10 protein-coding genes and 1 pseudogene are annotated in these 14,279 nt (G+C 69.2%); 6 read left to right on the top strand and 5 right to left on the bottom strand.

Features of this window, described 5'->3' with window-relative positions; genetic code table 11:
- The first annotated feature begins 136 nt into the window (after positions 1–136).
- Positions 137–1,907 (top strand): annotated as a pseudogene (locus tag QF037_RS38960) (substrate-binding and VWA domain-containing protein).
- Between the two features lie 60 nt (positions 1,908–1,967).
- On the opposite strand, the gene QF037_RS38955 reads toward QF037_RS38960, so the two are convergent.
- Positions 1,968–3,488 (bottom strand): glutamate--cysteine ligase, encoded by a 1,521-nt coding sequence (locus tag QF037_RS38955; RefSeq protein WP_307033511.1) that lies wholly within the window; start codon positions 3,486–3,488, stop codon positions 1,968–1,970.
- 127 nt (positions 3,489–3,615) lie between these two features.
- On the opposite strand from QF037_RS38955, the gene QF037_RS38950 reads away from it, so the two are divergent.
- The 4 genes from QF037_RS38950 (at position 3,616) to QF037_RS38935 (ending at position 6,368) form a co-directional block, all read left to right on the top strand.
- Complete coding sequence (locus QF037_RS38950; protein WP_307033509.1) at positions 3,616–3,834, top strand: hypothetical protein; 219 nt, start codon at positions 3,616–3,618, stop codon at positions 3,832–3,834.
- Positions 3,835–4,039: 205 nt separating this feature from the next.
- A complete protein-coding gene (locus tag QF037_RS38945) occupies positions 4,040–4,624 on the top strand; it encodes a hypothetical protein (RefSeq protein ID WP_307033507.1) in 585 nt (194 codons plus the stop codon).
- Between the two features lie 279 nt (positions 4,625–4,903).
- The gene (locus QF037_RS38940; RefSeq protein ID WP_046258677.1) at positions 4,904–5,110 is read left to right on the top strand and encodes a DUF5999 family protein; all 207 of its coding nucleotides are present in this window, start codon (positions 4,904–4,906) and stop codon (positions 5,108–5,110) included.
- Positions 5,111–5,321: 211 nt separating this feature from the next.
- Complete coding sequence (locus QF037_RS38935; RefSeq protein WP_307033505.1) at positions 5,322–6,368, top strand: LacI family DNA-binding transcriptional regulator; 1,047 nt, start codon at positions 5,322–5,324, stop codon at positions 6,366–6,368.
- Between the two features lie 99 nt (positions 6,369–6,467).
- On the opposite strand, the gene QF037_RS38930 is transcribed toward QF037_RS38935, so the two are convergent.
- Genes QF037_RS38930 through QF037_RS38915 form a run of 4 tightly spaced genes read right to left on the bottom strand, consistent with a single transcriptional unit; the run spans position 6,468 to position 10,695 of the window.
- On the bottom strand, positions 6,468–7,514 hold the full coding sequence (locus QF037_RS38930) for an endo-1,4-beta-xylanase (protein WP_307033503.1): 1,047 nt from the start codon (positions 7,512–7,514) through the stop codon (positions 6,468–6,470).
- Positions 7,515–7,570: 56 nt separating this feature from the next.
- Entirely contained in the window at positions 7,571–8,398 is an 828-nt protein-coding gene (locus QF037_RS38925; RefSeq protein WP_307033501.1) for a carbohydrate ABC transporter permease, read from the bottom strand.
- Positions 8,395–9,393 carry a carbohydrate ABC transporter permease gene (locus tag QF037_RS38920; RefSeq protein ID WP_307033499.1) on the bottom strand — a complete coding sequence of 333 codons (999 nt, stop codon included), beginning with the start codon at positions 9,391–9,393 and terminating at the stop codon, positions 8,395–8,397. The genes QF037_RS38925 and QF037_RS38920 overlap by 4 nt, the downstream gene beginning before the upstream one ends.
- A gap of 6 nt (positions 9,394–9,399) precedes the next feature.
- The gene (locus tag QF037_RS38915; protein WP_307033497.1) at positions 9,400–10,695 is read right to left on the bottom strand and encodes an extracellular solute-binding protein; all 1,296 of its coding nucleotides are present in this window, start codon (positions 10,693–10,695) and stop codon (positions 9,400–9,402) included.
- Positions 10,696–12,204: 1,509 nt separating this feature from the next.
- Between QF037_RS38915 and QF037_RS38910 the strand changes: the two genes are divergently transcribed.
- Positions 12,205–14,163: an amino acid transporter gene (locus QF037_RS38910; protein WP_307033495.1), complete on the top strand. Its 1,959-nt coding sequence runs from the start codon at positions 12,205–12,207 to the stop codon at positions 14,161–14,163.
- Positions 14,164–14,279 lie beyond the last annotated feature (116 nt).

Here is a 14,279-nt window from a genome sequence, read left to right as displayed (position 1 = left end):
GGTCTCGAAAGAAGTTGCGAAGATCGTGCGCGACTGGCCGTTGGGGGACGGACACCGTACGGGGCCGACCTCCCCTTTGCATGCCATACGGCCGTGAGACCGGCAGAAGGTAACAACAGGGAGGGGCACCACAGTCATGGGACGTCACAGCTTGCCCGATCAGTATGGGGCGGGCGGCAGCGACCCCCGGCCACGCACCCGCCGCCGTACGGTGGCCATCGCGACCGTGCTCGTGCTGACCGTCGCGGGCGGGACGGCGGCCGCCGTCCAGAGCGGACTGCTCTCCTTCGGTTCCTCCTGTCAGGACGACGCGGTGGACCTGAAGGTCGCCGCCTCGCCCGACATGGCCCCGGCCCTGCGCGCCGCGGCGGAGCGGGCCCGTGACATCGGCCTCACCTCCGACGGCCGCTGCGTCGACGTCGAGGTGACGGCGCACGACTCGTACAAGCTCACGGACACGCTGCTGGCAGGCAGGCCGACCGACGTCCAGGTGTGGGTACCGGACTCGGAGCTGTGGGTCCAGCGGATCGCGGCGGACACCAAGGCGACGGAGGTGACCCCGGTCGGCAGCTTCGCCTCCAGCCCGGTCGGTGTGGCCATGGTCCCGGAGGCCGCCAAGTCGCTGGGGTGGCCTCAGAAGTCGTACAGCTGGATCGAGCTGGTCGGCGCCACGATGCGGGACGACTCCCTCAAGCTCGGCTCGGCCGACCCCTCGCGCAGTGCCACCGGACTGCTCGCCCTGACCCAGCTGGGGACCGGCGCCGCCAAGATCAAGGGCGGGGACACCCAGGCCGCGGCCATGATGAAGAGCCTGTCGCAGCGCACCTCCGACAGCGACACCCAGGTCCTGGACACCCTGCCGCGCGACGCCTCGGGCACCGAGCAGGGCAACCCGAAGCGCAACCAGGCGCTGATCCTCAGCGAGCAGGCGGCGTTCACCTACAACACCGCGGCCGACGGCGAGGGTCTCGACCTCTTCTACCCGAAGGACGGCTCGCCCCGGCTCGACTACCCGTACTCGCTGGTCGACCAGGCGGCGCTGAGCACCGACGAGAGCCGGGCGGCGCTGAAGTTCATGAACTATCTGCGTAAGCCCGAGCAGCGCCGGCTCATGGAGAAGTACGGGTTCCGCACCTCCGCCGACGGGGTCGCGCGGACGCTGGTGACGCGGGCCGGGCGGCAGCAAGCCGCAGCCGTACGCGCAGGACGCCCTCAAGCCGGCCTCGGAGGGGGCCCTCCAGGAGGCTCTCGGCACCTGGACGATCACGGTGCAGAGCGCGCGGGTCACCACGGTCGTCGACGCGTCCTCCTCCATGTCCGAGCTGGTCCCAGGCACGAACCGGTCCCGCATGGACGTGACCAAGGCATCCCTCCTCCAGGCGCTCGCCACGTTCACGCCGGAGGACGAGATCGGTCTGTGGCAGTTCTCCACCAAGCTGGACGGCGACAAGGACTACCGCGTCCTCGTCCCGACCGGACGCCTCGGCGACAGCAAGGACGGCGGAACCCAACGCGACAAGCTGTCGGCGGCCTTCAGCGAACTGGCGCCGGTCCCGAACGGCGCGACGGGCCTGTACGACACCACGCTCGCCGCGTACACGGAGGCCACCGCCTCCTACGCCAAGGGCAAGTTCAACGCCCTGGTCGTGCTGACCGACGGCGTCAACCAGGACCCCGGCAGCATCTCCCGCTCCACGCTCATCAGGCGCCTGCAGGAACTCACCGACCCCGACCGTCCGGTCCCGCTGATCATGATCGCCGTCGGCCCCGACGCCGACCGCGAAGAGGCCCAGCAGATCGCGGGGTCCACCGGCGGCACGGGCCAGGAGGTCTCCGACCCGTCCCAGATCCACGAGGTGATCCTCAAGGCGATCGTGGCGGCGGGGGCGGAGGGGAGCGGAGGCTGAGCGGTCAGGGCCGAGCGGGCCGTCCGGCCGTGCCCTTCCCCCAGCGCCTTCCCCCGCCACTCACCCCAGCGGCACCGGCTTCGGCAACCCCACCGGCCAGGTGTGCACCGGCTCGCCGAGGTGCATCAGCTCTGCGTACCGCCGGGTCGTCGCGGCGAGCGCGGCGTCACGGTCGAGACCCGACTCCAGGGCCCGGTGGAACGTCGCGGCCTGCCAGGTCGCCCCGTTGGCCCGCCGCCGGCACCGCTCGTCGATCACGCCCAGGTACAGGTCGCGGTCCGCGGGTTCGACCCCCCACGCGTCCAGGCCCGCCGCCGCGAGCGGCAGCAGTTCGTCGCGCACCAGGGTGACGGCGTCGACCTGGGTCAGCCCGCCGCCGTACCGTCCGCGCCGCGGCCAGTCGAAACGGGCCTCGATGCCGTGCTGGCAGGCCGCGTCGAAGTTGGCGGCGGCGGCCTCGAAGGGCAGCCGGGTCCACACCGGCCGGGAGTCCTCGGCGAGGGCGCGGACCACGCCGTAGTAGAAGGCCGCGTTGGCGACGACGTCGGTGACGGTGGGCCCCGCGGGCAGGACGCGGTTCTCCACCCGCAGGTGCGGGACACCGTCGGCGATGCCGTACACCGGCCGGTTCCAGCGGTACACGGTGCCGTTGTGCAGGACGAGTTCGGCGAGCGAGGGGACGCCCCCCTGGTCGAGGACCCGCAGCGGATCCTCGTCGTCGCAGATCGGCAGCAGCGCCGGGAAGTAGCGCAGGTTCTCCTCGAACAGGTCGTGCGCCGAGGAGATCCACCGCTCCCCGAACCAGGTCCGCGGCCGCACACCCTGTGCCTGGAGCTCGGGCGGGCGGGTGTCCGTGGACTGCTGGAACAGCGGCGGCCGCGACTCGCGCCACAGCTCACGCCCGAACAGGAAGGGGGAGTTGGCTCCTACGGCGACCTGGGCGGCGGCGACGGCCTGCGCCGCGTTCCACACGTCGGCGAAGCGGCCCGGGGTGACCTGGAGATGCAACTGCACGGAGGTGCAGGCGGCTTCCGGGGCTATGGACTTCGAGGTGCAGACGAGATGCTCGACCCCGTCGATGTCCAGGACGAAGTCCTCGCCCCGGGCGGCCACGATCTGTTCGTTGAGCAGCGCGTAACGGTCGACGTCCGAGAGGTTGGAGGAGACCAGGTCGTCCCGGTCGAGAGTCGGCAGAATGCCGATCATCACGATTCCCGCATCGAGCTCGCCCGCTTTCCGATGGGCGTATGCCAGCGAGGTGCGGAGTTCTTCGGCGAGCCGGTCGAATACCCGGCCACCCAAGGGATGTGGGGCTATGTTGACTTCCAGGTTGAACATGGCGAGTTCTGTTTGGAAATCTCGGCTTGCGATACGCTCGAGAACCTGCGCATTCAACATTTTCGGCATACCGTCGGCACCGGCGAGATTGAGTTCGATCTCCAGCCCCATGAGGTTCTTCGGGCGATCGAACCGCTTCTCCGCCAGCAGCCGCTCCAGTCCCGTCAGGCACTTGCGGAGCTTGCCGCGGTAGAGCTGCCGATCGGACAGGTCGAATCGGCCTGCCGCGACCTTCTCCCCCATCGAAGCTTCCCTCCTCGGATGGGCGGACCGAAGATCCGGCCGCCGGTGTCGGGTCACGTGGGATGATGCCCAGTGGAGACGATCGATAACGTCCCGCGCCGCCCTTGGCGCCCGCTACGCTGTGGAAGTGACCGGCGGCACATTCACCGGGCATGCGGCACTGTGCAGTTTCGGGTTCCCCACCCGCCTCGTGAAAAACGCCGACGAAAAACGGCCGACCGCGCCTCCGGTATTCATCGAGGTCATCGCCGTACCGCCGCCGAAAACCGGGATGATTCCCACGTATCGCCGACCGAATGGGCCCTTGCTGTTCACGTCGGAAACGGGTAGACGAAACACCGTCTGAACACGTGTCGTATAAACTCCGCGAACGAGGCAGAAGGTTGGCGCCGACGGTCTGTTGTTCCTGTCGTCAAGGTGACGTACGACAGGTCTCACGCACGCCCCACGCACCCATGACCCGGCCCCCGCCTCTCTGGCCCCGCGAGCTGACAGCGCCGTCCGCCCACGCCCTCGCGCCACTGTGCCTGTCGAATGAGAGGCGACCCACCATGCCGCTGCATGTCCCCCCGGCTCCCGCGCCCGCACTTCGCTCCGTCCTCACCGCGCTCGGTTCGCCCACCGCGCTCCGCGAGGCCCGCACCCCCTCCCTGCGCACCGCCCAGGGACCCGCGACACCCGAACTCCCACTGCCCGTACACGTACTTGACGAGATCACCGCCGCGGGCGCCTCCGCCACCCGACTGACCGGGTGGCGTTTCCTGATCCGCTGCCAGGAGCGTGCGGTGGCCGCCGCCGAGACCCGGCTGACCCCGGACGGCTGGGCCTTCTCGCACTTCTTCGAGGGCCCCTACATCGCCTCCACCGAGCGTGCGCTGCGCCAGGCCGAGACCATGCAACAGCCCTATCAGCCCCGCCTGCTGTCGGTCCCGGGCCTCTACATGCTCACCCTCTGGCTGCACGGCGACCTCACGGCGGACGGCGCCACCGGCCACCCCGCCGCCACCGATCTGCTCGTCCCGCTGGCGCCCGCTCCGCCCGGTATCGCGGCCCACCGGCCGCACCGCGTCGCCGAACTGCTCCCGGTGCTGACCCACCGGGCGACTCCGGCCCCGCTTCTGGGACAGCTCGCCTGACCTCTTCGATCACTGGGCTCGTACGAGCGAATTGCAGCTCGTACGAGCCCTTTTCCTGCCCGCGCCCCGTCCGGACTAGCCCCATCCGACCATCCCGAACCACCCGAAGAGACAGTGCAGTTGGAATGAACCGTCCGCGCGGGTGATGCGTCATGAACCTGTGAGTAGCGGTGCTGCCAAATCCCTGCGGATTGACGCCCGTGGGGCAACACTGGTTCCGACCGACTTATCACAACGGGGGCAGCGATGAACACCACGACAAAGCGAAAGATCCCACCAATGTGCCAGCACCAGCCGCCGTGTCCGACAGCCGAATCCGCCGACCGGGAGTCCGCCCGACTCATGGCGCACCACCCGGAGCAGGGATGGAGCCTGCTGTGCAACGGCGTTCTGCAATTCGAGGACACCGGTGAGCTCCTGCCCGACGGCAAGATCATCGCCCCGCACCGCCCCATGGGCACCGAACAGGTGATGACCGCCGCCTGAGGGCGCTGCCGGGCGGTGGGACCGACCGCCCGGTGACTTGAGGGGCCGGCCCGCAGACCTGTGCTGCGAACCGGCCCCGACGCATGTCCCGGGGTGATCACTGCGTGTAGTCCCTCATGCGGAATGCGCTCTTCTCCCTGACGCACTTCCCATGAGCACCCGTTTTCCGGAAGACTCCTGGAAGTTTCGATCCGTCGACGGAGGTGGGGAGTTGGCAGCACACGAGGTCGGCACCGAGGGGGCGCCCGAGACCGGGGGCCGGGTCACGATCACCGAGATCGCCCGACAGGCCGGCGTCTCCGTGCCGACCGTCTCCCGGGTCGTCAACGGCCGCTCCGACGTGTCGCCCAGGACCCGGGCCCGCGTGGAGGAACTGCTCCGCCGGCACGGCTACCGCAAGCGCCCGAGCACCTCCCCCAGCGGTGCGGCCCTGCTCGACCTGGTCTTCAACGACCTCGACAGCCCCTGGGCGGTGGAGATCATCCGCGGGGTGGAGGAGGTGGCGCACGCGGCCGGTGTCGGCACCGTGGTCTCGGCGATCCACGGCCGCTCCGGCGACGCCCGCGAGTGGATGCGCAATCTGCGGGCCCGCGCCTCCGACGGCGTCATCCTGGTCACCTCGGTCCTGGAGCCGATGCTGCACGAGGAGTTGCGCATCCTCGGCGTCCCGCTGGTCGTCGTCGACCCGGCGGGCTCCCCCGCGCTGGACGCCCCCACCATCGGCGCCGCGAACTGGTCGGGCGGCATGGCGGCCACCGAGCATCTGCTGTCGCTCGGCCACCGCAGGATCGGCCTGATCTCGGGCCCGCCCCGGCTGCTGTGCTCCCGAGCCCGCTTCGACGGCTACCGCGCCGCCCTGGAGGGCACGGGGCTCACGGTCGACGACTCCCTCGTCGTCCCCGGCGACTTCCACCCCGAGTCCGGCTTCGAGGGCTGCAACGCGCTGCTGGACCTGCCCGAACCGCCGACGGCGATCTTCGCGGCCAGCGACCAGATGGCGCTCGGCGCGATCGAGGCACTGCGCAGACGCGGGCTCCGGGTCCCGGAGGACATGAGCCTGGTCGGTTTCGACGACCTTCCGGAAGTCCGCTGGTCCGCCCCGCCGCTCACCACGGTCCGTCAACCGCTCGCCGACATGGGCAAGCTGGCCGTCCGCACGGTGCTCAAGCTGGCCCGCGACGAGCAGCCGGACTCGCCGAGGGTGGAGCTCGGCACGGAACTGGTGGTCCGCGCGAGCACCGCACCCCCGGCGCGCTGACCCGGCACCGGCCCGGCGGTGAGCCACACCGCCGGGCCGGGCCGCACCCCGGCGGACTCCCCTCCGTGCCCAGCCGCCGGGCGTCTCATCGCCGTACCGCTACTTCTTGAGCGCCTCCTTGATGGCGAAGTAGGCGGGCTTGGGCTGCAGTTGCTCGTCCCACGGCAGCGCCGCGCCCTGGCCCTCGAAGAAGGCCGGGATCCAGGAGTATTTGTCGGTGTAGTCCCAGAGCGTGATGCCGACGCAGCGGCGCACCGCGAGGCAGGCCTCGGTCAGGTCCCGGTACCACTGGGCCTGTGTGGCCAGCTTGGTCTCGTCCGCGGGCAGGATCATCCGGATGTCGACCTCGGTGAGCGCGGTGTCCAGGCCGAGCCTGGCGAAGCGCCGCAGATTGTCCTCGAGGGTGGTCGGATAGCCGTACTGGAGCGCGAGGTGCGCCTGGAGGCCGAAGCCGTGCAGCGGGACGCCCTGTGCCTTCAGCTCCTTGGCCAGCTTGTAGTAGGCGTCGCTCTTGGGGCCGACCGCCTCCACGTTGTAGTCGTTGAGGTAGAGCTTGGCCTTCGGGTCGGCCTGGTGGGCCCAGCGCAGCGCGTCGGCGATGTAGCCGGGGCCGAGTGTTTTGTAGAAGATCGTCTCGCGGTAGGTGCCGTCCTCGTTGAAGGCCTCGTTGACGACGTCCCAGGCGTAGATCTTGCCGCGGTAGTGCCGTACCTCGGTCTGGATGTGCTTCTTCAGCACGGCCCGCAGCTCGGTCGCCGTCCACTCGCGGCTGGTCAGCCAGTCGGGCAGCTGGCTGTGCCAGACCAGGGTGTGGCCGCGTACTCGCTGGTGGTTGGCGCGAGCGAGGTTCACGATCTCGTCGCCCTTGGAGAAGTCGAAGACACCCTGCTGGGGTTCGGTGGCGTACCACTTCTGGCCGTTGCCGGGGGTGATCATGTCGAACTCGCTGCCGAGGATCGCCTTGTAGGGCTCGTCGACGAGTTCGGGGTTGTCGGTGGCGCTGCCGTAGTAGCGGCCGTGCCGCTGGGCGAGGTCGGCGAGCGTGGTCGGCTTGTCGTGCGCCTGGGCGGGCACACCGGTACCGACCCCGGCGGCCATCAGGGCGACGGCGAGGGCGCCGACGAGTCTGAGACGGTTCTTGTGCATGGTGCGACTCCTCACGTGCGGGTGTGGGGGCGAGCCGTACAAGCCGCCGGCGCTGGTCATCCCTTCGTAGCTCCGGCGGTGAGGCCTCCGACGAGCTGGCGCTCGGCGACCGAGTAGAAGGCGAGGGCGGGAACCATCGCGAGGACGAGATAGGCGAAGACGCGGGCGTACTCCGCGGAGTACTGGCCCTGGAACTGCTGGACGCCGATGGGCAGCGTCCACCAGGTGTTGTCGGTGAACACCAGCAGCGGGAGCATGAAGTTGTTCCAGCTGGTGACGACGGCGAGCACCGAGACGGTGCCGAGTGCGGGCCGGGCCATGGGCAGCAGCACCCGCCAGAAGAAGCCGAAGGAGCTGCACCCGTCGAGGGTGGCCGCCTCCTCCAGTTCGCCGGGGATCTCCCGGAAGAAGGCGCGCAGGATGATGATGGTCATCGGCAGCCCGAACGCGGCCTGCGGCAGGATCACGCCCAGCGGGTTGTCGAGCAGACCGAGATAGCGCAGCAGCAGGAACAGGGGCAGGGCGGCCACCGCGAAGGGGAACATCAGCCCCATCGTGAAGAAGGTGAACAGCACCTCCCGGCCCCGGAAGGCGAACCGGGCGAAGGAGAAGGCCGCGAGCGCGGACACCGCGACGACGAGCACGGTCGTGGCGACCGCGATCAGGGTGCTGTTGCCGAGCAGCTTCCAGAAGTCGCTTCCGCCGAGGATGTCGGTGTAGTTGCTCCCCAGCCAGCGCTTCGGCAGTCCGAAGGGGTTGCTGGAGAGCTCGTCAGTGGACTTGAAGCCGGACAGGACGGCGTACACCAGGGGGACGAGCATGACAACGCCGACGGCGACGAGGATGAGGTGCAAGGGCAGCGTGCGGGCGTTCCTGCGGCTCATTTCCCGGCCCCCCTCATCGTGGTGGTGGCCCCTTCGAGGTCGCGGCGGAGCACGAACCGCTGGTAGGCGAGGGCGAAGACGAGGCAGATCCCGAACATGACCACGCTGATCGCGCTGGCGTAGCCGACCTGGTAGCGCTTGAAGCCGTACTGGAACATGGTCACGGCCATGGTCTCGGAGTGGTGGTCGGGGCCGCCCTGAGTGATCACCCACACCAGGTCGAAGAGCTGGATCGAGCCGATGACGGCCAGGAAGACGCTGATGCGGATGGTGGGCGCGAGCAGCGGCAGGGTGACGCTGCGGAAGCGCTGCCAGGCACTCGCACCGTCGATCAGCGCCGCCTCGGTCAACTCCCGGGGGACGGACTGGAGTCCGGCCAGCAGGAGCATCATGTGGAAGCCGAAGTACTTCCAGGTCATGACGATGAACAGGGTCGCCATCACATACGACTGATCGGCGAACCATTCGCCGCCGAGGCTGTCCAGGCCGATGCTGCCGAGGAGATGGTCGGCCAGTCCGTCGTCCGGGGCGAACACCATGCTGAAGAGCACGCCGGTGATTGCCTCGGAGAGCACGTAGGGCGCGAAGAACAGCATCCGGTAGACGGCTCGGCCGCGCAGCCGCTGGTTGAGCAGGACCGCCATGGCGAGCGCGAACGGCAGCTGGAGCGCGAGCGTGAGGACGACCAGGACGAGGCAGCGCCACAGGTCGCCCAGGAAGACCGGGTTGTCGAAGAGATCGGTGAAGTTGTCGACGCCGACGTAGTCCTCGGGCATCCCGAAGCCGCCCCAGCGGAAGAAGGCGGCGTACAGCGCGAACAGCATCGGCAGCAGCACGAGCCCGGTGAAGAGGACCAGGGCGGGCAGCTGGAAGCCCATCGCCGTGAGCCAGTTGAGGGCGCGCCGCCGGGCCCGCCCCCGGGCCCTGACGGTGTCCGGGGGCGGGGGCTCGGCGCCGGGGCCGCTCCGCTTGTCTGCGAGGAACGTGGAGGTCATCGCCTGCTACTGCTCTTCCTTCGCGGACTTCGTGATCGACTGGGCGACCTGCTCGGGGGACTTGGAGCCGGCGATGAGCGCGGCCACGCTGTCGTTGACCTCCTGGCCGACGGCGGGGGCGTACGCCTGGTCGAGGTAGAGCTGGAAGCCGGTGGCGGCGTTCAACTGGGTCTGTACGGCCTTGATGTTGGGGTCGGTGATGGCGCTCTCGGCGCCGGGGACCACCGGGAGGGTGCCGGTCTTCTTGACCAGTTCCAGGTCGGTGGCCTCGGAGGCGAAGAACTTCAGGAAGTCGACGGCCGCCTGCGGGGCGTCCCGGCGCAGGGCGTGCCCACCGCCGCCGCCGAACACCTCGGTGATGGTGCCCTTGCCGCCCTCGACCGCGGGGAACGGGAAGAAGCCCAGGTCCTTCCCGAGGCCCTTGCCGGAGTCGGCCTGCACGTTCGGGGCCCACTGGCCCATGAGCTCCATGGCCGCCTTGCCGTTGCCGACGGTGGCCGCCTGGCCGGTCGGGGTGGAGTAGGCGGCGTTGAGGTAGCCCTTCTGGAACGGCTCCAGATCGACGAGGGTCTTGAGGTGGGCGCCCGCCTGGATGAACTCGGGGCCGGTGAAGTCCTTGTCGTCATAGGCCTTCTGGAGGGCGCTCGCACCGGCGGTGCGCATCGCGAGGTAGGCCCAGTAGTACATGCCGGGCCACTTCTCCTTGCCGGCGAGCGCGATGGGGGTGATGTTCTTCGACTTCAGCTTGCTGACGGCTTCGAGGAACGCGCCCCAGGTGGTGGGGGGTTCGGTGATGCCGGCCTGCTTGAAGAGGGCCTTGTTGTACCAGAAGCCGATCATGCCGATGTCGAACGGGATGCCGTACACCTTGTTGTCGAGGAGGTAGGCCTCCTTCGACACCTTCAGCAGACTGTCGGCCCACGGCTTCGTCCGGTCGGTGAGGTCCTCGACGAGACCCGCGTCGACCTGCTGCTTGAGGACGCCGCCGCCCCAGGTGTGGAAGATGTCGGGGAGCTTCCCGGAGGCGATCAGTGCCGTCATCTTCGACTTGTAGGCGTCGTTCTCCAACTGCACGATCTTCAGCTTGACCTTGGGGTTCTGGGCCTCGAACTTCTTGGCGAGGGCCGCCCAGACGCTCTTGGCCGGCTCGGTGGTGGAGATGTTCCACCATTCGATGGTGGTCGTCCCGTCGGACGACCCCTCATCATCCGAGTCACCGCAGCCACTCAGTGCGGTCATGCCCAGACCGGCCGCGGCGGACGCCGCCAGGAAGCCGCGGCGGGACAGTGCCGGGTCGCCCATGGTGTGCTCCTTGGGTACGGGACGGGGCGTCTGCGCCCGTCCGCTGGACCGAAAGTTTCGGAGTTGATCCAGAAAGGTTCGTTGAAGCCGCACCCTAGAGACAGCGGCCAAACGGTGGCAACCCCTTGTACGCGGTGAATTCGCGGCCGACTTCCCCGGTGTCCGGGCCGGTTGGCACCGATCGGCCCGGACCGAGAGTTCCGACGCTTTCCGGAACCACGGCTGCGGCTCGGGCACACACTCGAACCAGTCGAAGGCCGTCCCCGCCACCCGCCCGGTGAAGCCACCGGCGACCTGCGTGGACGGACAACGGCCGTCGAGCCCGGCGAGCCGTACGCCGTCGATCCCGAGCGCCACCACGTCGGGGTCGCCTGCGCGAACTCCCGGCTCCTCCTGCCCCGTCGGGGACACCGGCGAGTCCGTACGGACCTCCACGGTGAGCGTGACCGGCCCCGGCTCCACCGTCCGCAGCGCGAACACGGCCGCCTCGCCCCGGCGACCTCGATGTCGTAGTGATGCGCTTCATGGGTCCAGCCGGGCCGCGACCCGAGCCGCCCGGCCTGCGGCGCGGAGAGATCCGGTCCGGGGCCAGGTCGGCGTAGAAGTCGTCCCGTGCGGGCGGTGGTTCCACGGCAGGCGAGGCGACCGGCGCCGGGTGCCGGCTCCACCCTCGGCCAGCCGTCGACCCACTCCACCGGGGGCAGGAACGTCTCGCGGTCGGGGTCGATACCGGCCGAGGCACGCAGGTCGTCCGGCGACTCCAACCAACCGCCCGTTCCGGTCGAGGACGTTGACGAGGCAGCAGTCCTCCCCCACCCGGCACACACTCGGCTCCGGATGGAACCTCCGATCGCAGGATTGCCGTACGTCCGCATGTGCGTCAGTCCCTACGAGCGTCGCCCCGTGGCGAAACTTTCGGATGATCTGGCGAACGTTACGGAGTGGCACTGTAGGTGGCCAGGAGGCCGGCGACAAGACACCCGGGCCACAGGCCAACGCCCTCGCTGCGGATGCCGTCCAGGGCCGCACGGCATACGAGCGGCCAGGCACGATCGGCATCGACGGACGGGCGGTCAGCGCCGGCGTACGGGCGGTCAGGGCCGACGTACGGGCGGTCAGGGCCGACGTACGGGCTGCTCCTTCACACGGAGGTCGCTCAGGGTTCCGTCCGCGGATACTTCGCTCCGAAGTTGCCGACGCCGACGCGACGTTGGTGGCCGACGCGGCCGCCGTCCCGCCAGGAATCGCCCCGCGCGCGGACGTGCGACATGACGCTGAGTGTCCGCTGCCGACGCCTCGCCCTCTCAGCCCCCACTCCCACACAATCCCCTCGAAGCGGCCCCTACGCTCCCCACTTGCCGTGCCACGGACATCCCCAAAGCCAGTCTTAACGGAAGCTTGACGCCCCCAGCCCCCTCATCCGTGGGCCCTGGCGTCACTCTCCGCTTACGCTGATGCGGCCGTCCAGGTGATGGCCGGAACCACACGCTGAGCCGCACAGGAGCCCCGATGGCCACCACCGAACACGCGCCGCCCAGTCGGCTGCGCGCCTGGATGCTGGAAGGCCTGTCCGACATGGGCAAGGGCGACCACGGCCGGCCGGCCCGGCCCACGGAGCCCCAGCCGGAGCCGGAGGGCCGGCCGTGGTGGCGGGTCATGTGCCTCACCGGCGTCGACTACTTCTCGACCCTCGGCTACCAGCCCGGCATCGCGGCCCTCGCGGCCGGTCTGCTCTCCCCGATCGCGACCATCGTCCTGGTGATCGTGACCCTGGCGGGAGCGCTGCCCGTGTACCGGCGCGTGGCCGAGGAGAGCCCCCACGGCCAGGGCTCGATCGCGATGCTGGAGCGCCTGCTCACCTTCTGGAAGGGCAAGCTCTTCGTCCTCACCCTGCTCGGCTTCGCCGCCACCGACTTCCTGATCACCATCACCCTGTCGGCCGCCGACGCCTCGACCCACCTCGTCGAGAACCCGCATCTGAACAGTGCCCTGCACGACAAACAGCTGCTGATCACCCTCATCCTGGTGGCCCTGCTCGGCGCGGTGTTCCTCAAGGGCTTCCTGGAGGCGATCGGCGTCGCGGTCGTCCTGGTCGGCATCTACCTCGCGCTCAACGTCGTCGTCGTGCTCGTCGGCCTCTGGCACGTCATCACCGCCGGACACGTGGTCACCGACTGGTCGACCGCCCTGACCAACGAGCACGGCAATGTCTTCGTGATGATCGGTGTGGCCCTGATCGTCTTCCCCAAGCTCGCCCTCGGCCTCTCCGGCTTCGAGACCGGCGTCGCCGTCATGCCCCACGTCAAGGGCGACCCCGGCGAGGTCGAGCAGAACCCGGCCGGTCGGATTCGCGACACGAAGAAGCTGCTCACCACCGCCGCCGTGATCATGAGCTGCTTCCTGATCGCCACCAGCTTCATCACCACCCTCCTGATCCCGGAGAAGGAGTTCGAGTCCGGCGGCCAGGCCAACGGCCGCGCCCTCGCCTTCCTCGCTCACGAGTACCTGGGGGGCGCCTTCGGCACGGTCTACGACGTCTCGACGATCGCCATCCTCTGGTTCGCCGGCGCCTCCGCGATGGCCGGTCTGCTGAACCTGATGCCGCGCTACCTGCCCCGCTACGGCATGGCCCCGCACTGGGCCAGGGCCGTCCGCCCGATGGTCATCGTCTTCACTCTGATCGCCTTCCTGGTCACCTGGATCTTCGACGCCGACGTGGACGCCCAGGGCGGCGCCTACGCCACCGGCGTACTGGTCCTGATCAGCTCCGCCGCGATCGCGGTGACCATCGCCGCCCGTAAGGCAGGACAGCGCAACTGGACCATCGGCTTCGCCGTCATCTCGGCGGTGTTCCTCTACACGACGGTCGTCAACGTCATCGAGCGCCCGGACGGCGTGAAGATCGGCGCCTGCTTCATCGCCGGAATCATCCTGGTCTCCCTGCTCTCCCGCCTGGCCCGGGCCTTCGAGCTCCGCGTGACGAGCGTGACGCTCGACCCCATGGCGGAACGTTTCATCAGAGACATCGCCAGCCGCAAGATCCGCTTCATCGCCAACGAGCCCGGCCAGCGCGACAAAGCCGAGTACCGCGACAAGATCGAGCAGATCCGCGAGGACAACGACATCCCCGGCCAAGAAGACTTCGTCTTCGTGGAGGTCACGGTCCTGGACCCCTCCGAGTTCGAGGCGGGCCTGACGGTGCGCGGGGAGGTCCTCCACCACCGCTATCGCATCCTGACCCTGGAGTCCTCCTCGATCCCCAACGCCCTGGCCGCGCTGCTGCTCCACGTCCGCGACACCACAGGCTGCACCCCCCACATCTATTTCGAATGGACCGAGGGCAGCCCCTTCGCCAACTTCCTCCGCTTCTTCCTCTTCGGCCAGGGCGAGGTGGCCCCCGTCACCCGAGAGGTCCTCCGCGAGGCAGAACCGGACAGGGCCCGCCGCCCGAGGGTGCACACGGGCTGACGTACGAAGAGACCGGATGCCCACACCACACCGGCACCCGCTCTGCCATAGAAATCGCGTCAATCTTCAACGGAACGACGTCAGAGCACCGTCAGTGGCGGCACACTCACCCCCGT

This window comes from Streptomyces canus, from assembly GCF_030815415.1.
Classification (GTDB): Bacteria; Actinomycetota; Actinomycetes; order Streptomycetales; family Streptomycetaceae; genus Streptomyces; species Streptomyces canus_F.
This window is presented reverse-complemented; position numbering and strand designations above follow the sequence as displayed.